This window comes from Pseudomonas sp. NBB (assembly GCF_032701105.1).
In the GTDB taxonomy this organism is placed as follows: Bacteria; Pseudomonadota; Gammaproteobacteria; order Pseudomonadales; family Pseudomonadaceae; genus Aquipseudomonas; species Aquipseudomonas asiatica.
Map to the genome: position 1 here is coordinate 5,456,882 of NZ_CP103994.1, position 22,064 is coordinate 5,478,945.

Annotated in this window: 19 protein-coding genes and 1 riboswitch; of the genes, 12 read left to right on the plus strand and 7 right to left on the minus strand. The window is 63.0% G+C overall.

What is annotated here, in order from left to right; all coding sequences use genetic code 11:
• Nucleotides 1-229 precede the first annotated feature (229 nt).
• The 4 genes from NY023_RS25205 (at nucleotide 230) to NY023_RS25220 (ending at nucleotide 4,802) form a co-directional block, all read left to right on the plus strand.
• Nucleotides 230-1,222: an ArsR/SmtB family transcription factor gene (locus NY023_RS25205; RefSeq protein ID WP_013974504.1), complete on the plus strand. Its 993-nt coding sequence runs from the start codon at nucleotides 230-232 to the stop codon at nucleotides 1,220-1,222.
• A gap of 18 nt (nucleotides 1,223-1,240) precedes the next feature.
• A complete protein-coding gene (gene metK, locus NY023_RS25210; RefSeq protein ID WP_015272060.1) occupies nucleotides 1,241-2,431 on the plus strand; it encodes a methionine adenosyltransferase in 1,191 nt (396 codons plus the stop codon).
• A gap of 145 nt (nucleotides 2,432-2,576) precedes the next feature.
• On the plus strand, nucleotides 2,577-4,277 hold the full coding sequence (gene ligB / locus NY023_RS25215; RefSeq protein ID WP_044047167.1) for an NAD-dependent DNA ligase LigB: 1,701 nt from the start codon (nucleotides 2,577-2,579) through the stop codon (nucleotides 4,275-4,277).
• Nucleotides 4,278-4,409: 132 nt separating this feature from the next.
• Nucleotides 4,410-4,802 (plus strand): DUF1090 domain-containing protein, encoded by a 393-nt coding sequence (locus tag NY023_RS25220; protein ID WP_003257749.1) that lies wholly within the window; start codon nucleotides 4,410-4,412, stop codon nucleotides 4,800-4,802.
• A gap of 73 nt (nucleotides 4,803-4,875) precedes the next feature.
• On the opposite strand, the gene NY023_RS25225 is transcribed toward NY023_RS25220, so the two are convergent.
• Nucleotides 4,876-5,322 (minus strand): c-type cytochrome, encoded by a 447-nt coding sequence (locus NY023_RS25225; protein ID WP_024087833.1) that lies wholly within the window; start codon nucleotides 5,320-5,322, stop codon nucleotides 4,876-4,878.
• A gap of 119 nt (nucleotides 5,323-5,441) precedes the next feature.
• Between NY023_RS25225 and NY023_RS25230 the strand changes: the two genes are divergently transcribed.
• Nucleotides 5,442-6,593 (plus strand): murein transglycosylase A, encoded by a 1,152-nt coding sequence (locus NY023_RS25230; RefSeq protein ID WP_013974508.1) that lies wholly within the window; start codon nucleotides 5,442-5,444, stop codon nucleotides 6,591-6,593.
• A gap of 49 nt (nucleotides 6,594-6,642) precedes the next feature.
• On the opposite strand, the gene NY023_RS25235 is transcribed toward NY023_RS25230, so the two are convergent.
• Nucleotides 6,643-7,029, minus strand: a complete 387-nt coding sequence (locus tag NY023_RS25235; RefSeq protein ID WP_013974509.1) for an MAPEG family protein — start codon at nucleotides 7,027-7,029, stop codon at nucleotides 6,643-6,645.
• Nucleotides 7,030-7,057: 28 nt separating this feature from the next.
• A complete protein-coding gene (locus tag NY023_RS25240) occupies nucleotides 7,058-7,891 on the minus strand; it encodes an EamA family transporter (RefSeq protein ID WP_013974510.1) in 834 nt (277 codons plus the stop codon).
• Nucleotides 7,892-8,211: 320 nt separating this feature from the next.
• On the opposite strand from NY023_RS25240, the gene NY023_RS25245 reads away from it, so the two are divergent.
• Entirely contained in the window at nucleotides 8,212-9,447 is a 1,236-nt protein-coding gene (locus NY023_RS25245; protein ID WP_013974511.1) for a cation:proton antiporter, read from the plus strand.
• A 122-nt stretch (nucleotides 9,448-9,569) separates the two neighbouring features.
• Here NY023_RS25245 and NY023_RS25250 read toward each other — a convergent pair whose 3' ends face one another.
• Nucleotides 9,570-9,971 (minus strand): acyl-CoA thioesterase, encoded by a 402-nt coding sequence (locus NY023_RS25250; RefSeq protein ID WP_003257757.1) that lies wholly within the window; start codon nucleotides 9,969-9,971, stop codon nucleotides 9,570-9,572.
• A gap of 178 nt (nucleotides 9,972-10,149) precedes the next feature.
• Nucleotides 10,150-10,246, plus strand: a riboswitch (S-adenosyl-L-homocysteine riboswitch).
• A gap of 20 nt (nucleotides 10,247-10,266) precedes the next feature.
• On the opposite strand from NY023_RS25250, the gene ahcY reads away from it, so the two are divergent.
• From ahcY to NY023_RS25275, 5 genes are all read left to right on the plus strand, one after another.
• A complete protein-coding gene (gene ahcY / locus NY023_RS25255) occupies nucleotides 10,267-11,676 on the plus strand; it encodes an adenosylhomocysteinase (protein WP_013974512.1) in 1,410 nt (469 codons plus the stop codon).
• 166 nt (nucleotides 11,677-11,842) lie between these two features.
• Nucleotides 11,843-12,688 (plus strand): methylenetetrahydrofolate reductase [NAD(P)H], encoded by an 846-nt coding sequence (metF, locus tag NY023_RS25260; RefSeq protein WP_024087835.1) that lies wholly within the window; start codon nucleotides 11,843-11,845, stop codon nucleotides 12,686-12,688.
• Between the two features lie 92 nt (nucleotides 12,689-12,780).
• Nucleotides 12,781-13,857, plus strand: a complete 1,077-nt coding sequence (locus NY023_RS25265) for a hypothetical protein (RefSeq protein ID WP_023661386.1) — start codon at nucleotides 12,781-12,783, stop codon at nucleotides 13,855-13,857.
• 166 nt (nucleotides 13,858-14,023) lie between these two features.
• Nucleotides 14,024-14,812 (plus strand): substrate-binding periplasmic protein, encoded by a 789-nt coding sequence (locus tag NY023_RS25270; RefSeq protein WP_013974515.1) that lies wholly within the window; start codon nucleotides 14,024-14,026, stop codon nucleotides 14,810-14,812.
• Nucleotides 14,813-15,031: 219 nt separating this feature from the next.
• Nucleotides 15,032-16,918 carry a DEAD/DEAH box helicase gene (locus NY023_RS25275; RefSeq protein WP_024087836.1) on the plus strand — a complete coding sequence of 629 codons (1,887 nt, stop codon included), beginning with the start codon at nucleotides 15,032-15,034 and terminating at the stop codon, nucleotides 16,916-16,918.
• 158 nt (nucleotides 16,919-17,076) lie between these two features.
• Here the strand turns inward: NY023_RS25275 and NY023_RS25280 are convergent, their stop codons facing one another.
• The 3 genes from NY023_RS25280 to NY023_RS25290 all read right to left on the minus strand — a co-directional run bounded on the left by NY023_RS25280 (nucleotide 17,077) and on the right by NY023_RS25290 (nucleotide 20,321).
• Entirely contained in the window at nucleotides 17,077-17,655 is a 579-nt protein-coding gene (locus tag NY023_RS25280; protein WP_013974517.1) for a YceI family protein, read from the minus strand.
• A gap of 34 nt (nucleotides 17,656-17,689) precedes the next feature.
• Nucleotides 17,690-18,241 (minus strand): cytochrome b, encoded by a 552-nt coding sequence (locus NY023_RS25285; protein WP_013974518.1) that lies wholly within the window; start codon nucleotides 18,239-18,241, stop codon nucleotides 17,690-17,692.
• 214 nt (nucleotides 18,242-18,455) lie between these two features.
• On the minus strand, nucleotides 18,456-20,321 hold the full coding sequence (locus NY023_RS25290; RefSeq protein ID WP_013974519.1) for a flavin monoamine oxidase family protein: 1,866 nt from the start codon (nucleotides 20,319-20,321) through the stop codon (nucleotides 18,456-18,458).
• Nucleotides 20,322-20,586: 265 nt separating this feature from the next.
• Here NY023_RS25290 and NY023_RS25295 point away from each other — a divergent pair, with 265 nt between their 5' ends.
• Nucleotides 20,587-21,993: an adenosylmethionine--8-amino-7-oxononanoate transaminase gene (locus NY023_RS25295; RefSeq protein ID WP_013974520.1), complete on the plus strand. Its 1,407-nt coding sequence runs from the start codon at nucleotides 20,587-20,589 to the stop codon at nucleotides 21,991-21,993.
• Nucleotides 21,994-22,064: the final 71 nt, after the last annotated feature.

Sequence of the window (22,064 nt, forward strand, 5' to 3'; positions counted from 1 at the left end):
CGCTGATCTCCTAGGGGGCTTGAATAGGTGGTGTCACAAAAAAGGCGGCCATTTTCGCCCACTGGGGGGGCTTGGGGCAATGACGTATGGTCACAGTCGGGGGATTTTCCTGCGATTGGCATTCAATTCGGGAGTAAAACCGGGCGAACCATCCCGCTCATCACTCAATATCAAAACTTTTTGATATTGCCCTTGCTAGGGCAACGATGCCTGTCTAGACTGCCGCACCATGAACCTCCGCGCGCAATCGATCCCCGAGCAATGCGAAGCATTGGCTGCCCTGTGCAAAGCCAGTGGCGACGAGTTGCGCCTGAACGTATTGCGCGCCCTGGCCAACGACTCGTTCGGCGTGCTGGAGCTGGCGCAGATCTTCGATGTGGGCCAATCGGGCATGAGCCACCACCTGAAGGTACTGGCCCAGGCCGAGCTGGTGGCGACCCGCCGCGAGGGCAATGCCATCTTCTACCGCCGCGCCTTGCCCGACAGCCTGCGCCTGGGCGGTCGGCTGCACGCGGCGCTGCTCGAAGAGGTGGACGACCTGACTCTTCCGCCTGACGTGCAGGCGCGTATCGCCCAGGTGCAGCAACGCCGCGCAGCCACCAGCCAGGACTTCTTCCTGCGCGTGGAAGAGAAGTTCCGCGCCCAGCAAGACCTGATCGCCGGCCTGCCGCAGTACCGCGAAAGCCTGCTGGCGCTGCTCGACAAACTGAATTTCGACCCGGCCGCCAGCGCCCTGGAGGTCGGCCCCGGCGACGGTGGCTTCCTGCCCGACCTGGCCCGGCGCTTCGCCCAGGTCACCGCCCTGGACAACAGCCCGACCATGCTTGAACTGGCGCGCCAGGTGTGCAAGCGCGAAGGGCTCGACAATGTGAACCTGCAGTTGGCCGATGCACTGGGTGCAACGGATGTGGCCGCCGACTGCGTTGTGCTGAACATGGTGCTGCACCATTTCAGCGACCCGGCCCTGGCCTTGCGCCAGCTGGCCAAACGGGTGAAGGCAGGCGGCAGCCTGCTGGTAACCGAACTGTGCAGCCATGACCAGGGGTGGGCGCGCGAAGCCTGCGGCGACCTGTGGCTTGGCTTCGAACAGGACGACCTGGCCCGTTGGGCCAACGCCGCCGGGCTGGCCCCCGGGGACAGCCTGTACGTGGGCTTGCGTAACGGTTTCCAGATCCAGGTCCGCCATTTCCAGCGGACGGCTGGCGACATACAACATCGGTAAATTTCAGGAACCTTCGAGATGAGCGAATACTCCCTTTTCACCTCCGAGTCCGTGTCCGAAGGGCATCCGGACAAGATCGCCGACCAGATTTCGGACGCCGTCCTTGATGCCATCATCGCCCAGGACAAATACGCTCGCGTAGCCTGCGAAACCCTGGTCAAGACCGGTGTCGCCATCATCGCCGGCGAAGTCACCACCTCCGCCTGGGTCGACCTGGAAGAGCTGGTGCGCAAGGTCATCATCGACATCGGCTACAACAGCTCCGACGTCGGTTTCGACGGCGCCACCTGCGCCGTGATGAACATCATCGGCAAACAGTCGGTGGACATCGCCCAGGGCGTCGACCGTTCCCGCCCGGAAGACCAGGGCGCCGGTGACCAGGGCCTGATGTTCGGCTACGCCAGCAACGAAACCGATGTGCTGATGCCAGCGCCGATCTGCTTCTCGCACCGTCTGGTCGAGCGCCAGGCCGAGGCGCGCAAATCGAAACTGCTGCCATGGCTGCGTCCGGACGCCAAGTCGCAGGTCACCTGCCGTTACGAAAATGGCAAGGTGGTCGGTATCGACGCCGTGGTGCTGTCGACCCAGCACAACCCTGAGGTTTCGCAGAAAGACCTGCAGGAAGCCGTGATGGAGCTGATCGTCAAGCACACCCTGCCTGCCGAACTGCTGCACAAGGGTACCCAGTACCACATCAACCCGACCGGCAACTTCATCATCGGTGGCCCAGTGGGTGACTGCGGCCTGACCGGGCGCAAGATCATCGTCGACTCCTACGGCGGCATGGCCCGCCATGGTGGTGGCGCGTTCTCCGGCAAGGACCCATCCAAGGTCGACCGTTCCGCCGCCTACGCCGGCCGCTACGTGGCCAAGAACATCGTCGCCGCCGGCCTGGCCGAGCGTTGCGAGATCCAGGTGTCGTACGCCATCGGCGTGGCCCAGCCGACCTCCATCTCGATCAACACCTTCGGTACCGGCAAGGTCTCCGACGACAAGATCATCCAGCTGGTGCGCGAGTGCTTCGACCTGCGTCCTTACGCCATCACCACCATGCTCGACCTGCTGCACCCGATGTACCAGGAAACCGCTGCCTACGGCCACTTCGGCCGTACCCCGCAGCAGAAGACGGTCGGCGACGACACCTTCACCACCTTCACCTGGGAGCGTACCGACCGCGCCCAGTCGCTGCGTGACGCTGCCGGCCTGTAAGCTTCCTACAGCGCCAGGCGAAAGCCCCTGCCGAGCAATCGGCAGGGGCTTTTTTGTGACATATGGGCTGACAAACGCTGCATGGCGACCCGCACGCTACCTGCCTAGGCTGAGGGCTCCCACCCGCCATGCAAGGATGCTGGCCATGCCGCTCATGCTGCTTTTCGCCCTACTGTTGACGTTGAATGCTCCCCTGGCCCGTGCCGCCACATGTCCCACCTGGAACCCGCAACAAGTCGAGGCTGAAGTGAGCCGACTGCGCGCCACGCTTGCCCGCTGGGACGACCATTATCATCGTCAGGGCATCGCATTGGTGGCTGATGAACTATATGACCAGAGCCGCCAGCACCTGGCGCACCTGCAGCAATGCTTTGGCATCACGACTACCCCGTCCCCGCTGGCCAGCGCTGGCGGGCCAATTCCGCATCCGGTGCCGCACACCGGCGTCGACAAGCTGGCCGACCGTCAGGCTGTAGAACGCTGGCTGGCCGGCAAGGCAGATGTATGGGTGCAACCAAAGGTCGATGGCGTAGCGGTCTCCCTCATCTACCGTCAGGGCCGGCTGGTGCAGTTGATCAGCCGGGGGGACGGCGTGCAGGGGCACGACTGGAGCCGCCACATCCCCCTGCTCGTCGAAATCAATCGGCAGCTGCCCCAGGCCATTGACCTGCAACTGCAGGGCGAACTGTACCTGCGCCTGGACGCGCATGTGCAAGCCCGGGCAGGCAGCGCCAACGCCCGAGGGACAGTAGCCGGGCTGCTGGCTCGCAAGCAGCTGGGTCGTGAGCAAGGTGAGCGCATCGGCCTGTTCGTGTGGGACTGGCCGCAGGGCCCCGAGCAGCAGGCCGAACGCCTCGCGAAACTGGCGGAACTGGGTTTTGCGCACAGCCAGGATTACAGCGTCGCCATAGAAACAGCAGACGATGCAGCGCACTGGCGCGAGTACTGGTACCGCTCACCCCTGCCCTTCGCCACCGATGGCGTTGTGCTGCGCCAAGGCGTCCGGCCTCCGTCCGAGCGCTGGCAGGCCAAGGCGCCCTACTGGATCGCGGCGTGGAAGCACCCGTACACGCAAGCCTTGGCCGAAGTGCGCGAAGTACGCTTCCGCGTCGGCCGTACCGGCAGGGTTACGCCAGTCTTGCATGTACTGCCGGTTACCCTGGATGACCGGCGAATCACCCAGGTGAGCCTGGGATCGCTGGCACGTTGGCGCAAGCTCGACATCCGCCCCGGTGACCAGGTGGCCGTCAGCCTTGCCGGGCTGACCATCCCACGCCTGGAGCAAGTGGTGCACCGCGCCGCCGAGCGCCAACCGGTGATCGCACCAGCGCCCGGCCAGCATCATGCCCACAGTTGCTGGCAGATCAGCGAAGGCTGCGAGGACCAGTTCATTGCCCGCCTCACCTGGCTCAGCGGCAAGCAGGGGCTGGCCCTGCCGCGCACCGGCCCTGGTACCTGGCGCCGACTGGTGGCTGCCGGGCTGGTGACCTCGATGACCGACTGGCTGCATCTGGATGCCGAGCGCCTGGCCCAGGTAGCGGGTATCAGTGACACAACGGCTGCGCAGTTGCTGGGCAGTTTCGACCAAGCTCGCTCACGGCCCTTTGCCCAATGGCTGCGCGGGCTTGGCGCGCCTACACCCACCAGGATGCAGGTAACAGGCGACTGGCTGGAGCTGGCTGCCCGCACGAGTCTTGAATGGCAAGCCATGCCCGGTATCGGCGAAAAGCGCGGAGAACAGCTTGCTGGTTTTTTTGCAACCACCGAGGTTCAAGCCATTGCAACGCAACTGGCGACGGCAGGGATCGACGGATTCCGGATCGACAGGCAAAGCATCGAGCAATGATTATTTACCAATTTACCTGTAGGAAAATCCCGAGATTAAGCCGGAAAACCCCAACAAGGGTTTCTAAATGGGCAAAACCAAGGCAGGATTTCCCCCAACTTTTGCTGCCCCGCCCCCTCAAGGAGGCTTTTCATGAAACGTATTTCGACCCTTTTCCTGATCGCGACACTGGGCCTGGCCGCTGGTGCCGTACAAGCCGCCCAGCCGGATGCCGGCCTGACCGGTTGCGCCGCCAAGCGTAGCGCCATCGAGAACCAGTTGAAGATTGCCCGTGACCACGGCAACAACGAACAGGCCGCAGGGCTTGAAGAGGCACTGCGAGGGGTAGACAACTGCACCGATGCCAGCCTGCGCAAGGAACGTGAGCAGAAGGTGCTCGACGCACGTCACGAAGTGGCGCAGCGGGAAAAGGACTTGAAGAAAGCCGAGAAGAAAGGCGATTCGGAGAAGATCAACAAGCGCAAGGACAAGCTGGCCGAGTCGCGCAAGGAACTGCAGGAAGCGGTGGAGGATCTGGATCGCTGACAGAGATTCGAATACTGCGTTGCCTTTACTGACCTCATCGCAGGCTTGCCGGCGATGAGGTCGCAACAGGCCATCAATGATTACGAAACTCGGAATGACAGGCCTTGCAAGCCGCTTCGACCTTGTCCATCGGCGCCTTCAACTGCGCAGCGTCCAGCGGCTGGCCCCGGGTGACATCGACCAGTTCGCCAGTGACGCCTTCCAGCTGGCGGGCCAGGTCATGAAAGCGCGTCTGCCGCTCCCATACCTCGGCACGCGCACTACTGTCGCCACCATCACGCGCCTGTGGGAAGTGCTGCCAGGGCTGGTGCGAAAGGTTGTCCAGCTTCAGCGCACCGTCGGCAAACTTCACCCCGTCGAACGGCAACCGCCCACGCAACATGCCGCCCAGGTCTTCGCTGGTCTTGAGCATGTCCTTGAAGATCACCTTGCGCTTGCCCAGCGGGGAGTTCGGGTCAACCCGGTCACAACCACTCAGGGCCAGTGCTGCCAGCAGAACAACGGTCAATCGCTTCAACATCACGGTCACTTCGGCCTACGCAAATGGGCGGCCAGTATCGCTGCCCAGCGGCGAAAGACCAATAGCCACATAAAAAACAGGGGCGAATATCCGTGTTCACCCATGACAGGAACATACTCATGAAATCTGCCCTGCGCCATCTGGCCTGGACACTCCCGGCGCTGGCCCTGCTGGCCGGCTGCAACGGTGGCGAAAGCGCCAAACCCGAGCCCCATGCCATCGCCACCTACGCCAATGCCACATGGCAGGACCTGCCTGCCGTCAGCGACAGCGACCTGGTGGCGGGCTTCCAGGCCTGGCGCAACGGCTGTGAAAAGCTCAAGCGCGACACCGTCTGGGCCAGCACCTGCGAAGCAGCCGCCAGCGTGCCCGACAATGCCTTGCAGGTGCGTACCTTCCTGCAACAGAACCTGCAGGTATACGGCCTGCGCTCGGCCGAAAATAACGCCAACGGCCTGATCACCGGTTACTACGAACCGGTCTACCCTGGCAGCCTGAGCCAGTCGGCAACCAATCACGTGGCGGTCTACGGCATCCCCGACGACATGATCGTGGTCGACCTGGCCAGCGTGTACCCCGAACTCAAGGGCAAGCGCCTGCGCGGTCGCCTTGATGGCCGGGTGCTCAAGCCATACGACACCGCCGAGGTGATCAACCGTGACGGCGTCAAGGCACCGGTGCTGGCCTGGCTGACCGACCCGATGGACCTGCAGTTCCTGCAGATCCAAGGTTCCGGCCGGGTACAACTGGAAGACGGGCGCCAGCTGCGCCTGGGTTACGCCGACCAGAACGGCCACCCCTACCGGCCAATCGGGCGCTGGCTGGTGGAACAGGGCCAGTTGAAGAAGGAAGAAGTGAGCATGGGCGCCATTCATGCCTGGGCCCAGGCCAACCCACAACGGGTGCCGGAACTGCTCGCCAGCAACCCCAGCTACGTGTTCTTCAGCACCCGCCCGGACAGCAACGAAGGGCCACGCGGTTCGCTGAACGTACCGCTGACCGCTGGCTACAGCGTGGCCATCGACCGCAAGGTGATTCCGCTGGGCAGCTTGCTGTGGTTGTCCACCACTCGCCCGGACGGTACACCGGTGGTACGCCCGGTGGGGGCCCAGGATACCGGCGGGGCAATTACTGGCGAGGTGCGCGCCGACCTGTTCTGGGGCACTGGGCCGGAAGCTGGGGAACTGGCCGGGAACATGAAGCAGCAGGGGCAGATCTGGATGCTGTGGCCCAAGGGCAAGCCGCTGCCCGAGGTGCCGAAAGTGCCTTGATCGGCGGTGGATTCTTCGCGGGCGAGCCCGCGAAGAAGGCGACGCGGTATCAGATGGAAACCACGAAGAAAGCCACAATGATCGCCATCCCGGCAAACCACACCAGCGATCGCAGCATGGCCCAGTCAGCCAGGTAACAGATGATGTAGAGCAGCCGGCTGGTGATGTACATCACCCCCAGCACATCCTGGGTCACCTGCTCGGCATTGCCGACGATATCCGCCACCAGCACCGCCGCGGCAAATGCCGGGAAGGCCTCGAAACTGTTCTGCTGGGCAGCATGCGCGCGCCGCGGCAGCCCGGACAGGGTATCCAGGAAGGCACGCGGGTCGTGGTTGTCGCGCAGTCGGAAGCGGCCACTACCGGCCTTGGCTATCAACGCGCACAGTGGCGGCAAGAGCAGCGCGATCAGGATGCACCACAGGGCAACAGTCATGGACAGGACTCCTTGTTCAGTCTTCGGGTCAAAGCTTCATTACCAGCATGCCGGCCAACACCAGCCCGCAAGCTAGGAGTCTCGGCCCGCCAAAAGGTTCTTTCAGGTAGCGCATGCCCAGCAGCACCACCAGAATCACACTCAACTCCCGCAACGCCGCCGCTTCGGCCACCGACCCCAAGTGCATGGCCCACAGCACCAGCGCGTAACTGAGCAGTACACACAGCCCCACCGCCAGCCCCAGGCGCCACTGAAGGCGCCAGAACAACACAAACGGCGCACGCCGCGCCACGCTGGCCAGCAACGGGAAGGGCCAGGCACTGAGCAAGGTCAGCCATACCAGGTAATCCCAAGGCTTGCCCCACAAGCGCACGGCCTGGCCGTCGAACCAGGTGTAGCAACCAATGCACAGGCCGATCAGGGCAACCACCGGCAGCATCGACCAGGGCAGCCGGTCACCGCCACCGCCCTGCCACAATAGGCAGGCCATGCCACAGGGGATCAGCAGGATGCCAATGATCTGCTGCTGGCTCAGCGATTCGCCGGCAAAGGCCAAGGTCAGCCCCAGCACCACCAGCGGCGACAGCCCGCGCATCAGAGGATAGACCAGCCCCAGGTCGCCCACGCGGTAGGCCTGGATCAACAGGAAGCGGTACAGCTGCTCGGCCAGCGCCGAAGCCAGCAGCCAGGGCCAGATGTTAGTCGGCGGTACCTCGACGAAGGGCACCGCCAGCACCGCGAAAGCCAACGCCACCGTATCCATGCTGGCGATCACCAGCAGGCGCTCGCCGCTGAATTTGATCAGGGTATTCCAGGTCGCATGCAGCAGTGCAGCGACCAACACCAGGGAAGTTGCCAGCACGCCTTCTTATCCTTGTGGCTTTTTATATTTGTGAATATACAGCGCTCGAGGGGACCGTTGTGGGAGCGGGCATGCCCGCGAAGAAAGCAACTCGGTGCATGGCACCGGCTTTGCCGGTGTTCGCGGGCATGCCCGCTCCCACAGAGACCGCGCCAGCCTTCGGGTTTTGCACAAGTCTGGGTATGCGATACAACCTTCTGGATGGGAACGTTTCAAACGAATCCGGTCAAACCCTGTGTCCCGAACCCCGCGCCAGGTCATCAAAGAACTGCCCGAGCCATTCGGGTTACGACTTGGAAGCCACTGTTACAGGATTCGGGATGCTTGAACTAGTTGCCGCGTTTATCTGCCTCACCACCCTCCTTACCTATGTAAATTACCGTTTCATCGGCCTGCCCCCTGCCATCGGTGTGATGGTCACGGCGCTGCTGTTTTCCCTGATGCTGCAGGGCTTGAGCCTGATCGGCTTCCCTGGCCTGGAAGCTCGCGTCGAAGGTCTGATGAACCAGATCGACTTCAATGACCTGCTGATGCACTGGATGCTGGCGTTTTTGCTGTTCGCCGGCGCCTTGCACGTGAACCTCTCCGACCTGCGCAGCTACCGCTGGCCCATCGGCCTGCTGGCCACCGTCGGCGTACTGATTGCCACCGTCGTCATTGGCTACCTGTCGCACTGGGTGTTCGCCCTGTTCGGCTGGCAAGTGCCGCTGATCTACTGCCTGCTGTTCGGTGCGCTGATCTCGCCCACCGACCCGATTGCCGTGCTTGGCGCGCTACGTACCGCCAATGCCTCCAAACCGCTGAAAACCACTATCGTCGGCGAGTCGCTGTTCAACGACGGCACTGCGGTGGTGGTTTTCACCGTGTTGCTGGGCATCATCCAGCTGGGCGAGACGCCGAGCATGACCGACACGGCGATCCTGTTCGCCCGCGAGGCCATCGGCGGCGTGCTGTTCGGCGGCCTGATCGGCTATGCCACCTACCGCATGATCAAGAGCGTCGAGCAATACCAGGTGGAAGTGATGCTGACCCTGGCGCTGGTCATCGGCGGCTCGGCAATGTGCTACGAACTGCACGTTTCGGCGCCGATCGCCATGGTGGTGGCCGGCCTGATAATCGGCAACCTGGGGCGCAACCTGGCGATGAACGACATGACCCGTCGCTACATGGACGGCTTCTGGGAGCTGATCGATGACATGCTCAACGCCTTGCTGTTCGCGTTGATCGGCCTGGAGCTGTTGCTGCTGCCTTTCAACTGGATGCACATGGTAGCCGGCGGCGTGCTGGCGCTGGCGGTGCTACTGTCGAGGTTGCTGACCGTGGCCCCGGCGATCGTGCTGCTGCGGCGCTGGCGCCCGGTGCCCAAGGGCACGGTACGGGTGCTGACCTGGGGTGGCTTGCGCGGTGGGGTGTCGGTTGCCCTGGCACTGTCGCTGCCACTGGGCGAAGAACGTGACCTGCTGCTGTCGATCACCTACATCGTGGTGCTGTCGTCAATCCTGGTGCAGGGGTTGAGCATCGGGCGGGTGGTGCGCAAGGTCAGCGCTCAGCCGTGAGAAATTGTGCCAGCCTCTTCGCGGGTAAACCCGCTCCCACAGGATCTGCGCTACCTTTCGGACGGTGAAAAACCTGTGGGAGCGGGTTTACCCGCGAAGAGGCCGGCACCGACAACCGAGATCTATTCGACTGCACTGTCCGGGAACTGGTCCTGGATGTACTTGATCTCGGTCCGCCCATGCGCCGCCGGCAATCCATCCTCGCCAAGGTTGACGAAGACCATCTTGTCGACCGTGAGGATGGCCTTGCGGGTGATCTTGTTGCGCACTTCGCACTTGAGGGTGATCGAGGTACGGCCGAACTCGGTGGCAGTGATGCCCAGCTCGATGATGTCGCCCTGACGCGAGGCACTGACGAAGTTGATTTCCGATATGTACTTGGTCACCACACGCTGGTTGCCCAACTGGACGATGGCGTAGATCGCAGCCTCTTCGTCGATCCAGCGCAACAGGCTGCCACCGAACAAAGTGCCATTTGGGTTGAGGTCTTCGGGTTTAACCCACTTGCGGGTATGAAAGTTCATCTGTACTCCTGACCTGCTTGGCTAACGTGCAGCAATGATGGCAGAGCGGCCGCTGTCGCTCCATTGAACATCGACTATCGTCGCGATTAATCGACAGAAAACCTTGGGCAAGCCGACGGGCGCGGCTATAATCTCCGCCGTTTCACATGGCCGCCCACAGCGGCGCCATGCCCGCCACCCGTCCGAGGGGCGCTGCAGCAGGCTAGGCCTGTCAGGCTCGGATGGGGCGTTGCTCGCTCTCGCGGGCGCTTAACGCACAACGGCGCCCATTCGCACACTACGAATGGAGGCTCTCATGAGCGCTGCAAACATGCCTGCTGGTTTTACCGATTACAAAGTCGCCGACATCTCCCTGGCCGCCTGGGGTCGTCGCGAAACCATCATCGCCGAATCGGAAATGCCTGCACTGATGGGCCTGCGTCGCAAGTACCTGGCCGAGCAACCGCTCAAGGGTGCGAAGATCCTGGGCTGCATCCACATGACCATCCAGACCGCCGTGCTGATCGAAACCCTGGTTGCCTTGGGTGCCGAAGTGCGCTGGTCGTCCTGCAACATCTTCTCCACCCAGGACCAGGCCGCCGCGTCCATCGCCGCCGCCGGTATCCCTGTGTTCGCCTGGAAAGGTGAAACCGAGCAAGAGTACGAGTGGTGCCTGGAGCAGACCATCCTCAAGGATGGCCAGCCATGGGACGCCAACATGGTCCTCGACGACGGTGGCGACCTGACCGAGCTGCTGCACAAGAAATACCCGCAAGTGCTGGAGCGCGTGCATGGTGTGACCGAAGAGACCACCACCGGCGTGCACCGCCTGCTGGACATGCTGGCCAAGGGCGAGCTGAAAGTCCCGGCGATCAACGTCAACGACTCGGTTACCAAGAGCAAGAACGACAACAAATACGGCTGCCGTCACAGCCTGAACGACGCCATCAAGCGTGGTACCGACCACCTGCTGTCGGGCAAGCAGGCCCTGGTGATCGGCTACGGTGACGTGGGCAAGGGCTCGGCCCAGTCCCTGCGCCAGGAAGGCATGATCGTCAAGGTCACCGAAGTCGACCCGATCTGCGCCATGCAGGCCTGCATGGACGGTTTCGAAGTGGTTTCGCCGTTCATCGACGGTATCAACAACGGTACCGAAGCCAGCATCGACAAGGCCCTGCTGGGCAAGATCGACCTGATCGTGACCACCACCGGTAACGTCAACGTCTGCGACGCCAACATGCTCAAGGCGCTGAAGAAGCGTGCCGTGGTGTGCAACATCGGCCACTTCGACAACGAGATCGACACCGCCTTCATGCGCAAGAACTGGGCCTGGGAAGAGGTCAAGCCGCAGGTGCACAAGATCCACCGCACCGGCGCTGGCAGCTTCGACCCGCAGAACGACGACTACCTGATCCTGCTGGCCGAAGGCCGCCTGGTAAACCTGGGTAACGCCACTGGCCACCCAAGCCGCATCATGGACGGTTCGTTCGCCAACCAGGTACTGGCGCAGATCTTCCTGTTCGAGCAGAAGTTCGCCGACCTGTCGCCCGAAAAGAAAGCCGAGCGCCTGACTGTCGAAGTACTGCCGAAGAAGCTCGACGAAGAAGTGGCCCTGGAAATGGTCCGCGGCTTCGGTGGCGTGGTCACCCAGCTGACCAAGCAGCAGGCCGACTACATTGGTGTGACCGTCGAAGGCCCGTTCAAGCCACACGCATACCGCTACTAAGCGGCCAGCTTGAAGCTTCAAGCGGCAATCAAAGGCAGACCATGCCGTTGCCGCTTGCAGCTCAAGCATCACGGATCTTGAACGATGCCCAAGCCAGGCCGGCCATAACCGATCTGGCTTTTACTTGCAGCCTGCCGCTTGAAGCTTGCTGCCAGAGGAACGCCTGATGTCCCAGGAACGCCGTTACAGTTTCGAGTTCTTCCCGACCAAGACCGATGCCGGTCACGAAAAGCTGATGGGCGTCGCCCGCCAGCTGGCCGCCTACAACCCGGACTTCTTCTCCTGCACCTACGGTGCCGGTGGCTCGACCCGCGACCGCACGCTGAACACCGTGCTGCAGCTGGAAAGCGAAGTGAAGATACCTGCCGCGCCGCACCTGTCGTGCGTAGGCGACACCAAGGCCGAACTGCGTGCCCTGCTGGCCGAATACAAGGCTGCAGGCATCAAGCGCATCGTCGCCCTGCGTGGCGACCTGCCATCGGGTATGGGCATGGCCAGTGGCGAACTGCGCTACGCCAGCGACCTGGTCGAATTCATTCGCCAGGAAACTGCCGATCACTTCCACCTGGAAGTGGCCGCCTACCCGGAGATGCACCCCCAGGCCCGCAACTTCGAGGCTGACCTGGCCAACTTCGTGCACAAGGTCAAGGCCGGTGCCGACAGCGCCATCACCCAGTACTTCTTCAACGCCGACAGCTACTTCTACTTCGTCGAGCGCGCGCAGAAGCTGGGCGTGGACATCCCGGTGGTACCCGGCATCATGCCGATCACCAACTACAGCAAGCTGGCGCGTTTCTCCGACGCCTGTGGCGCCGAGATCCCGCGCTGGATCCGCAAGCAGCTGGAAGCCTATGCCGACGACACCGCCAGCATCCAGGCATTCGGTGAAGAAGTGATCACCCGCATGTGCGAACAGCTGCTGCAAGGCGGAGCACCGGGGCTGCACTTCTACACCTTGAACCAGGCCGAGCCGAGCCTGGCGATCTGGAACAATCTGAAGCTGCCGCGCTGAAATTTTTTGCAAAATCTGTTTAAGATTTGATTAAGGCTTTGGTCATAGACTAAAGCCTTATTCATTTTCCGGTTACACAGGTCTTGCCTGCCATGCAGCCCCTCCAGCCATTGCGTCCACAGCTCGTCTACCTGGCTTTTGGCCCGGCAACCTACCATCAGGAGGCCTGCTTCAGCATCGTCAGCGCCCTCGCCCATCTGGGCACGGCAGCGAGCGAAGCCATGGACATCCAGGTCTATACCGATAACCCGCAGCCCTATGCCGGCCTGCCGGTCACCTTACACCTGCTGGACGAAGCCACGCGCCAGGCATGGAACGCGCCTCACGGCTATCACTTTCGCAGCAAGCATGTGCTGTTGCGCCAGGTGCTGCAGCAACACCCGCTGGCAGTGCTGATCGACACCGACACCTTCTTCCGCAAGTCGCCGCTGGAGCTGTTCGCCCGGGTAGCCCCTGGCCGCCTGCTGTGCAATGCCATCGGCGCACGCTACGGCAGCAACCAGAAGTGCCTGCTGTACAAGAACCTGCTGGCCATCCTCGAGTCCAGGGGCTTGGCTGATTGCCAGATGCCACTAGTCAATTCGGGGGTGATCGGCCTCACCGCCGAAGACGCCGGCACTCTGGACCGCTCCATCGCCATGATGGACGAGTTCCACCCCCTGGCTCGCGAGGCGTATACCCTCGAGGAGTTCTGCCTGGCGGTGGCGGCCTACCGCACGCTGGAATTGGCCGAATGCACAGATGTCATCCACCACTACTGGAGCCGCAAGGCGCAGTTCCGCGCCAAGATTCAGGCCTGGCTGCGCAAGCACGGCCACGACCCGCTGAGCCAGGCGGCGCTGGCCGACGTATCCCTGGTCAATGACCAGCTGCCACGGCCGCCGGCCCTGCAACGCCTGGGTTACAAGGCGCTGAGCATGACCCTGCCAAGCCACGAGCGCCAGTTCGCCCGAGAACTGCTGTATGGCTGCTACCCCTACCCCAATGAGTTCGACCGCGCCTGCGCGCCGGCCTGGTGGGACAAAGCCCTGGAAAACCTCAACGCCCGCCATGGCCACATGGAACCCGAGCAACTGCGCCAGTGCCTGCGCCACCCGGGGTTGCGCCTGTCGCTGGGCGAGCGGCGCAAGGATATCGAGGCGCATCTGCTGAGGTCATCCCACACTTGAGCGAACCTGTGCCGGCCTCTTCGCGGGTAAACCCGCTCCCACAGGATCTCTGCTGGCTTGCAGGCTCGCGCTGTACTTGAGGGAGCGGGTTTACCCGCGAAGAGGCCGGCACAGGAGAACATCATCCTCACTGGCCTTGAACAGGCCGAGCGCGTAATCTCCGGCCATGCCACACATCGCCCGACTGTTCTGGATCCTGTTGCTCGCCTGCCTAAGCCCGCTGGCCTTGGGCGAGCGCCTGCGCCTGGTAACCGACGACTGGGCACCCTATGCATACCAGCACGACGGCCAGCCTCGCGGCATCGACTACGAAGTCACCACCCGGGTGTTCGAGCGCCTTGGCGTCGAGGTGGAGTGGGAGTTCCTGCCGTGGAAGCGCTGCCTGGCAATGATCGAGCAGGGCTTGGCCGACGGCATCATGGATATCTTCCAGAACGAGTCGCGCCAGCACTACCTGGTGTACGCCCCCGAGCCCATGTCGGAGGTAGAGTTCGTCCTGTTCCAGGCCCGCACTCGACGCCATGCCGTCAAGACTCTCGATGACCTTGCCGGCCTAACCGTCGGCACCTCACCCGGCTACGCCTATGGTGCCGCTTTCAACGAAGCCGTACATTTCCGGCGCGAAGCTGCACCTACCCATGAAGCCAACTTCGGCAAGCTGATGCTGGGCCGCATCGATCTGGCAATCACCGACCGCAAGGTCGGCCATTACCTGCTGCGGCATCTGGGCCTCCAAAAGCAGGTCGAGGAGCTGCCCTTGGTGATCAGCCGCCAGCCCCAGTACCTGGCGCTGGCGCGCAAGCCAGGGCGGGAGGCACTGGCCCAGGCCTTCGCCGTGGAACTCCGGCGCTTCAAGCTGGAACCGGCCTATACAGCAATCAACAACCGCTACACAGGCGACATCGGAAACATTCTCAACGCCGTTGAGCAGCAGGAAAGCAGCACAGCGCGATAGCTCTGTTATACTCGGGCCTTCCCGCCCGGCTCACGCCCGGACGCTCGGCCTCGCAACAGGCATCCCGATCGGCATCGACGCACCTTCGCGTCCACCCTCTGCTACCCGGATGTGCAGTGAAAGCCCAGCTGGACCGGACGCGATCGCATCCCACCGATGCCCGTCGCGCCAGGCAGAACATCCCAAACGGGCCCAGCCCACACGAGAACAGGATTGCCCATGTCCTTTGCTTCCCTCGGTCTCTCCGAGGCTCTTGTCCGCGCTATCGAGGCTGCGGGCTACACCCAGCCGACCCCCGTGCAACAGCGGGCGATTCCCGCCGTGTTGCAAGGCCGCGACCTGATGGTCGCCGCACAGACAGGTACTGGTAAAACCGGCGGTTTCGCCCTGCCGATCCTCGAGCGCCTGTTCCCGGCCGGCCACCCCGACAAGTCGCAGCGCCATGGCCCGCGCCAACCTCGCGTGCTGGTCCTGACCCCGACCCGCGAACTGGCAGCCCAGGTGCATGACAGCTTCAAGGTCTATGCCCGTGACCTGCCACTGGTCAGCGCCTGCATTTTCGGCGGCGTCGGCATGAACCCGCAGATCCAGGCCATTGCCAAGGGTGTGGACGTGCTGGTCGCCTGCCCGGGCCGCCTGCTCGACCTGGCCGGCCAAGGCAAGGTTGACCTGGCCCACGTGGAAATCCTGGTGCTGGACGAAGCCGACCGCATGCTCGACATGGGCTTCATCCATGACGTCAAGAAGGTCCTCGCTCGCCTGCCGGCCAAGCGCCAGAACCTGTTGTTCTCGGCCACGTTCTCCAAGGACATCACCGACCTCGCCGACAAGCTCCTGCACAACCCGGAGCGTATCGAGGTCACCCCGCCGAACACTACCGTCGAGCGTATCGAGCAGCGCGTCTACCGCCTGCCCGCCAGCCACAAGCGCGCGCTGCTGGCGCACCTGATCACCCAGGGTGCCTGGGAACAGGTACTGGTGTTCACCCGCACCAAGCACGGCGCCAACCGCCTGGCCGAGTACCTGGAAAAGCACGGCCTGACCGCCGCCGCAATTCATGGCAACAAGAGCCAGAACGCCCGCACCAAGGCCCTGGCCGACTTCAAGGCCAACAGCGTGCGCGTACTGGTCGCCACCGACATCGCCGCCCGTGGCCTGGACATCGACCAGCTGCCGCACGTGGTCAATTTCGAGCTGCCGAACGTAGAGGAAGACTACGTCCACCGTATCGGCCGTACCGGCCGTGCCGGGCGTTCAGGCGAGGCCATTTCCATGGTCGCGCCGGATGAAGAGAAACTGCTCAAGAGCATCGAGCGGGTAACCAAGCAGAAGATTCCTGACGGCGACCTGATGGGTTTCGACGCCAGCCAGGTTGAAGCAGAAAAGCCTGAAGTACGCGAACGCCAGCAGAACAATGGCCGTGGTGGCCGTAACCAGCAAGCCCGCGGCGACGGCGGCAAAGACGCCAACGGCGGCCGCAAGGACAAGGGCAAGGATAAAGGCAAGGCCAAGCAACAGGCTGCGGACAAGCCGGCCGACAAGGAAAAGAGCGGCGACAAGCAACAGCAGCAACGCAAGCCGCGTGACAAGAAGCCACGCCAGCAGCAACAGCAGGCCAGCAACAGCAGTGCGCCGAAAGTGCCTGTCGACCGTGATCCGGAAGAGTTCCTGGACGACGATATCGACAACTTCGGCAACCGTGCCGACTATGTCAGCCCGTACCAGGGCAAGAACCAGGGCCGCAATCGCCGCCCGGGTGCCAATGCCGGCCAAGGTCAGGGCCAGGGTAATGGCCAGCGCAGCAACGCCGGTGGCCAGGGTCGCAATAGCGGCCAGCCGCGCAGCAGCGGTGGCGGCGAGAAACGTCCGGCCCGCGCCAATAATGGTGGCGGCGCCCGTCGTGATGGTGGCGGCCGTGGTCGCCCGGCCCGTGACGATGCTGCACGGCAAGAGCCGGCCGTGCGCAACCCGCGCCAGCCGGAAAAACAGCCAGTGATCATCCGCAAGGAGTCCAAGCTCGACCGTTACCCGACGCCAGAGCAGCTGGATGACCTGCCGAGCCGCCCGCGCGGTGAGCGCCCGGCGCTGTTGACCCGCAAGGGCTGACAAAAAGTATGAGGGGGCCGCTTTGCGGCCCTTTCGCGACACAAGGCCGCTCCCACAGGTATTGCGCTGCAAGTGAAATCTGCGCAATACCTGTGGGAGCGGCCTTGTGTCGCGAAAGGGCTGCGAAGCAGCCCCCTCGGTACTTCAGCTAAAGCAAATTACTTCTGCTTCACACCTTCAACACTGATATCCAGGTCCAGGGTCTGCGAGGTAGCGCCCGGGCCCTTGATGCCGAAGTCGTTCAGGTTCAGCGTGGTGGTAGCGTTGAAACCAGCGCGCTCGCCGCCCCATGGATCCTTGCCTTCACCGTTGAAAGTGGCCTTGAAGGTGACCGGCTTGGTCACACCGTGCATGGTCAGGTCGCCAGTCACGTCAGCAGTCTTGTCGCCAGTCGGCTTGACGCTGGTGGAGACGAACTTGGCTTCGGGATACTTCTTCACGTCGAGGAAGTCGGCGCTGGCAATGTGCTTGTCACGCTCGGCGTGGTTCGACCACAGGCTGGCGGTTTTCAGGTCGACGTTGATCTTGCTGGCTTCAGGCTTTGCACTGTCCCAGGTGAAGTTGCCGTCGAAGTCCTTGAAGGTACCGTGAATGAAGCTGTAGCCCAGGTGGCTGATCTTCCAGTCAACGAACGCGTGCTGGCCTTCCTTGTCGATCTTGTACTCGGCAGCCATGGCCTGGCCGGCGGAGAGCAGAGCGGTACCGAGCGCCAGAGCGGCAAAAGTCTTTTTCAACATCCTTACTTCCTTCCTTTGCAATTGAGGTTGAGAGTCAAGCTTTGCGGCCCAGCATGCGGGTCAGGGTCGCGTCACGGTCGATGAAATGGTGCTTGAGCGCTGCCAAGCCATGCAGCACGGCAAAAATCACCAAGCCCCAGGCCAGCCAGAGATGGATCACGCCTGCCAGGTTTGCCTGGTCGGGCAGGTCGCTGACCAGTGCCGGCACTTCGAACATGCCAAACACCGGAATGCCGACACCGTCGGCGGTGGAAATCAGGTAACCGGCGATCATTACCGCGAACAGCCCCAGGTACAGGGCCAGGTGGCCCAACTTGGCTGCCAGGCGGGTGAATGCGCCGTGGCTGGCTGGTGCCGGTGGTGGCGGGCTGATGAAGCGCCAGAGCACCCGCAGCAGCATCACCGCCAGCAGCACCAGGCCGATGCTCTTGTGCAGGTCCGGGCCGGCCTTGCGCCAAGGGCTGTAGTAGTCGAGGCCGACCATCCACAGGCCCAGCCCGAACAGGCCGAAGACTGCCAGAGCCACGCCCCAGTGCAGGACGATGCTGACCACGCCGTAGCGAGAAGATGAATTGCGCAGTTGCATGTTGACGTGTTTCCCCGTGAAAGCTGTGCACAGACTAACGCGTAACGCATCGAATAAAAGCGTAAAAAATTGCTTTGGTTTATCGAGAAATCCGATATGTATTCTGTAAGCTTCCCATTAAGGAAACATTAACGATAGTTGGGTAATCAGCGGTTGCCAGTGCCGGCCCTGTGGGAGCGGGTTTACCCGCGAAAGGGCCAGCACTGTCAATAAATCAACCGGCCTTGGCTTGGGTATTGGCTACAGCTTTCTTGGCCGGTTCGGACTTGGCAGTCGCTTTCTTGGTCTCGGCAGGCTTGTGGGTCGGTTTGTGCGCCGGTGCATGCTTGCCAGATGCAGCCTTGGTCGCAGCAGGCTTGGTCGCTGCTTCCTTGACCACAAGCGCTGGCGCAACCGGGGCCGGCGCTGCTTGCGGGGCTGGGGCTGGCGCAGGCGCCACTTCCTCGGCCTTGGCAATCGGCTCGGCCTTCACCTCAGGCTTGTCCGCCCCGCCAAACAGGCGCTTGAAGAAGCCCGGCTTATCCTGCTTGGCCTCATCGACCGGCTTCGGCTCGGCCTTGACCGGGGCCTTGTCAGCCTTGTCGCCCTTGTCGGAAGAACCACCGAACATGTTGGAGAAGAACCCGCCCTTGCTCTCCTTGGCCGCCACGGCGCCTGCAGCTGCCGCCGCCGCCACTGGTGCCGCCTTGGCCGGGTCGAACGACTTGCCGGCCAGCAGGTCCTGCACCTGGCTGGCCGCGCGCTGGCCACTGCGCAGGGCGCCTTCCAGAGTGCCCGGGTAGAGGGCGTCGGTATGCTCACCGGCAAAGGTGATGCGCTGCACCGGACGCTCCCAAAGGCGCCAGTACTTGCTGATCTGCCCCGGGCCGTAGGCCAGGTAGGCGCCGCCGGTACCGGCGTCGGTGCTGTAGCGCTTGACCTCGTAGCCGGTGAACGAACCACGGGCCTGCGGGTAGAACGCATGCAGGCGGATCAGCACCTGGTCGACCATCTGCTTGTCACCGAACGCCTGCAGCAGGCGGGCGTTGTCGCCCGACAGGTTGATCACCACGTTGGCGCCACCCTTGAGCGCGGGTTCGATCCACAGCATGCCCAAGCCTGCGTTACTGAAGATTTCGCCCGACATGCGCGCCCGGCTTTCCCACACTGGCTTCTTGAACTTGAGCATCAGCTGGTCGCGCCAGCCATAGTTGGTACCCTTCAACGCCGCCAGGTGCTGGCTGTCCAGGCCCGGGGTCATCTGGATCTTGGCCAGGGCGCGCAGGGGCACGGCCATGACCAGGTAATCCGCCTGGTAGCCGACGCTGCCGACCTTGACCGTGACACCGTCCTTGTCCTGGACGATGGAGGTCACGGGTGAACTGGTCTTGATCGTCTTCAGTTGCTTGACGAACGCTTGGGCCAGTACCGGGCTGCCACCGGGCAGGCGCGCGGCACGCAGGTCACGGTCGCTGACGCCACGATACACGCGGTTCTGCTGGGCAAAATACAGCAGCGACAGGCGCGATGGCTCATCGTAGCGGGTACGGATCTGCTGGTTGACCAGCTGGCGGGCGGTGGTCGGCAGCTGCAGCTTGTCCAGCCAGGTGGAGACGTTGATCTGGTCGAGGGCGAACAGCGTGCTGTTGGCTTGCGGGTTCAGCGGGTCTTCGATCGAACGGGCCAGGTCATCGAGGGTTTTCTCGTAACGCTTGAGCGCCTCGGCGGTGGCCGGCTGCTTGGTAGCCAGGTCGGTGGCACTGAAATACTCGCCGTCAATCAGGTAACCGGGGGTACGCACGAACTCCGGTGCCGGCAGTGTTTCAAGTTTGAAACGGTCGAGGTACTGGTTGAGCACCGGCTGCGCCTTGGCGTTGCCGATCCACTCACTGGTAGCCAGGCCAGAGCGCCCGCCCATGCCCGGCTTGGCTTCCAGCAGCGTCACCTGCCAGCCTTTGTTCTGCAGCTCGTAGGCGGCCGTCAGGCCCGCCAGGCCGCCACCCACGACGATCGCCGAAGGTGTCTTGTCCTTTGCCAGCGCGGCGCCGCTGGACACACCAATCAATACCAACGCGCACAGGCGCACCCAAGCAGCAGCCATGTCGGCGAACTCCGAGTCAGGGGGTTACAGAAACGTGGAGAGGCAGAAATGCCCCGGGAGAGATGCGTTAAGAATACGTCAGGTCTACCGACCCTGCCAGCGCAGTGACATCAAGTCCTTTTCGCCACTGACATTTTTGCCTGCAGCGTTTCCACGCGGTAGCAAGCGTAGCTGGCAACCCGATGAACAGCGGCGGTTGTCCTGCCCTGCGGCATTGCTTAGGCTTACGCGGTCGAACCAAGCCGCAAAGCCAGGAGAAGTGCCCATGGGCCTCAATGATCAGTGGATGCAACGCGACCTCAAGGTCCTGTGGCACCCCTGCACCCAGATGAAAGACCACGAGAAGCTGCCGCTGATCCCGATCAGGCGCGGCGAAGGCGTGTGGCTGGAAGACTTCGAAGGCAAGCGCTACCTGGATGCGGTGAGCAGCTGGTGGGTCAACGTGTTTGGCCACGCCAACCCGCGTATCAACCAGCGCATCAAGGACCAGGTCGACCAGCTGGAGCACGTGATCCTGGCCGGTTTCAGCCACCAGCCGGTGATCGAGCTGTCCGAGCGCCTTGTAGCCATGACCCCGGCCGGCCTCGACCGGTTGTTCTATGCCGACAACGGTTCGTCGTGTATCGAAGTGGCGCTGAAGATGAGCTTCCACTACTGGCAGAACGTCGGCAAGCCGGGCAAGAAGCGCTTCGTCACCCTGACCAACAGCTACCACGGAGAAACTATCGCCGCCATGTCGGTCGGCGATGTGCCGCTGTTCACCGAAACCTACAAGGCGCTGCTGCTCGACACCCTCAAGGTGCCCAGCCCCGACTGCTACCTGCGCCCCGAAGGCACGAGCTGGGAAGAGCACTCGCGCACCATGTTCCAGGCCATGGAACAGACCCTGGCCGAGCACCACGCCTCGATCAGCGCGGTGATCGTCGAACCGCTGATCCAGGGTGCCGGCGGCATGCGCATGTACCACCCGGTGTACCTCAAGCTGCTGCGCGAGGCCTGCGACCGCTACGACGTGCACCTGATCCACGACGAAATCGCCGTGGGCTTCGGCCGCACCGGCACCATGTTCGCCTGTGAACAGGCCGGCATTCGCCCGGACTTCCTGTGCCTGTCCAAGGCCCTGACCGGCGGTTACCTGCCGCTGGCCGCCTGCCTGACCACCGACAAGGTGTACCAGGCGTTCTACGACGACTACCCGACCCTGCGCGCGTTCCTCCACTCGCACAGCTATACCGGCAACCCGCTGGCCTGCGCCGCGGCGCTGGCGACCCTGGACATCTTCGAGCAGGACAACGTGATCGAGGCCAACAAGGCATTGGCCACCCGCATGGCCAGCGCCACCGCGCACCTGGCCGACCACACGCATGTGGCCGAGATTCGCCAGACCGGCATGGCCCTGGCCATCGAAATGGTCCAGGACAAGGCCGGCAAGGTCGCCTACCCGTGGCAAGAGCGTCGTGGCCTGAAAGTGTTCGAGCATGCCCTGACGCGTGGCGCCCTGCTGCGCCCGCTGGGCAGCGTGGTGTACTTCCTGCCGCCGTATGTGATTACGCCAGATCAGATCGACTTCCTGGCAGAAGTGGCCAGCGAAGGCATCGACATTGCCACCCGCGATAGCGTCAGCGTGGCCGTACCGGCCAACTTCCACCCCGACTTCCGCGACCCGGGCTAAGCCCGGAAGCCCGCCGCGTACTCTGTGGGAGCGGGTTCACCCGCGAATGCAATAGTGGAGTCACCGCCGCA

Excerpts from the sequence above, each read along its gene's own strand:
- NY023_RS25230 (WP_013974508.1), top strand. The coding sequence starts at position 5,442 with ATGAAATCTGCCCTGCGCCATCTGGCCTGGACACTCCCGGCGCTGGCC.
- NY023_RS25220 (WP_003257749.1), top strand. The coding sequence starts at position 4,410 with ATGAAACGTATTTCGACCCTTTTCCTGATCGCGACACTGGGCCTGGCC.
- NY023_RS25280 (WP_013974517.1), bottom strand. The coding sequence starts at position 17,655 with ATGTTGAAAAAGACTTTTGCCGCTCTGGCGCTCGGTACCGCTCTGCTC.
- NY023_RS25290 (WP_013974519.1), bottom strand. The coding sequence starts at position 20,321 with ATGGCTGCTGCTTGGGTGCGCCTGTGCGCGTTGGTATTGATTGGTGTG.
- NY023_RS25235 (WP_013974509.1), bottom strand. The coding sequence starts at position 7,029 with ATGACTGTTGCCCTGTGGTGCATCCTGATCGCGCTGCTCTTGCCGCCA.
- NY023_RS25275 (WP_024087836.1), top strand. The coding sequence starts at position 15,032 with ATGTCCTTTGCTTCCCTCGGTCTCTCCGAGGCTCTTGTCCGCGCTATC.
- NY023_RS25250 (WP_003257757.1), bottom strand. The coding sequence starts at position 9,971 with ATGAACTTTCATACCCGCAAGTGGGTTAAACCCGAAGACCTCAACCCA.
- metK (WP_015272060.1), top strand. The coding sequence starts at position 1,241 with ATGAGCGAATACTCCCTTTTCACCTCCGAGTCCGTGTCCGAAGGGCAT.
- metF (WP_024087835.1), top strand. The coding sequence starts at position 11,843 with ATGTCCCAGGAACGCCGTTACAGTTTCGAGTTCTTCCCGACCAAGACC.
- NY023_RS25225 (WP_024087833.1), bottom strand. The coding sequence starts at position 5,322 with ATGTTGAAGCGATTGACCGTTGTTCTGCTGGCAGCACTGGCCCTGAGT.
- NY023_RS25205 (WP_013974504.1), top strand. The coding sequence starts at position 230 with ATGAACCTCCGCGCGCAATCGATCCCCGAGCAATGCGAAGCATTGGCT.
- NY023_RS25245 (WP_013974511.1), top strand. The coding sequence starts at position 8,212 with ATGCTTGAACTAGTTGCCGCGTTTATCTGCCTCACCACCCTCCTTACC.
- NY023_RS25285 (WP_013974518.1), bottom strand. The coding sequence starts at position 18,241 with ATGCAACTGCGCAATTCATCTTCTCGCTACGGCGTGGTCAGCATCGTC.
- ahcY (WP_013974512.1), top strand. The coding sequence starts at position 10,267 with ATGAGCGCTGCAAACATGCCTGCTGGTTTTACCGATTACAAAGTCGCC.
- NY023_RS25295 (WP_013974520.1), top strand. The coding sequence starts at position 20,587 with ATGGGCCTCAATGATCAGTGGATGCAACGCGACCTCAAGGTCCTGTGG.
- ligB (WP_044047167.1), top strand. The coding sequence starts at position 2,577 with ATGCCGCTCATGCTGCTTTTCGCCCTACTGTTGACGTTGAATGCTCCC.
- NY023_RS25265 (WP_023661386.1), top strand. The coding sequence starts at position 12,781 with ATGCAGCCCCTCCAGCCATTGCGTCCACAGCTCGTCTACCTGGCTTTT.
- NY023_RS25270 (WP_013974515.1), top strand. The coding sequence starts at position 14,024 with ATGCCACACATCGCCCGACTGTTCTGGATCCTGTTGCTCGCCTGCCTA.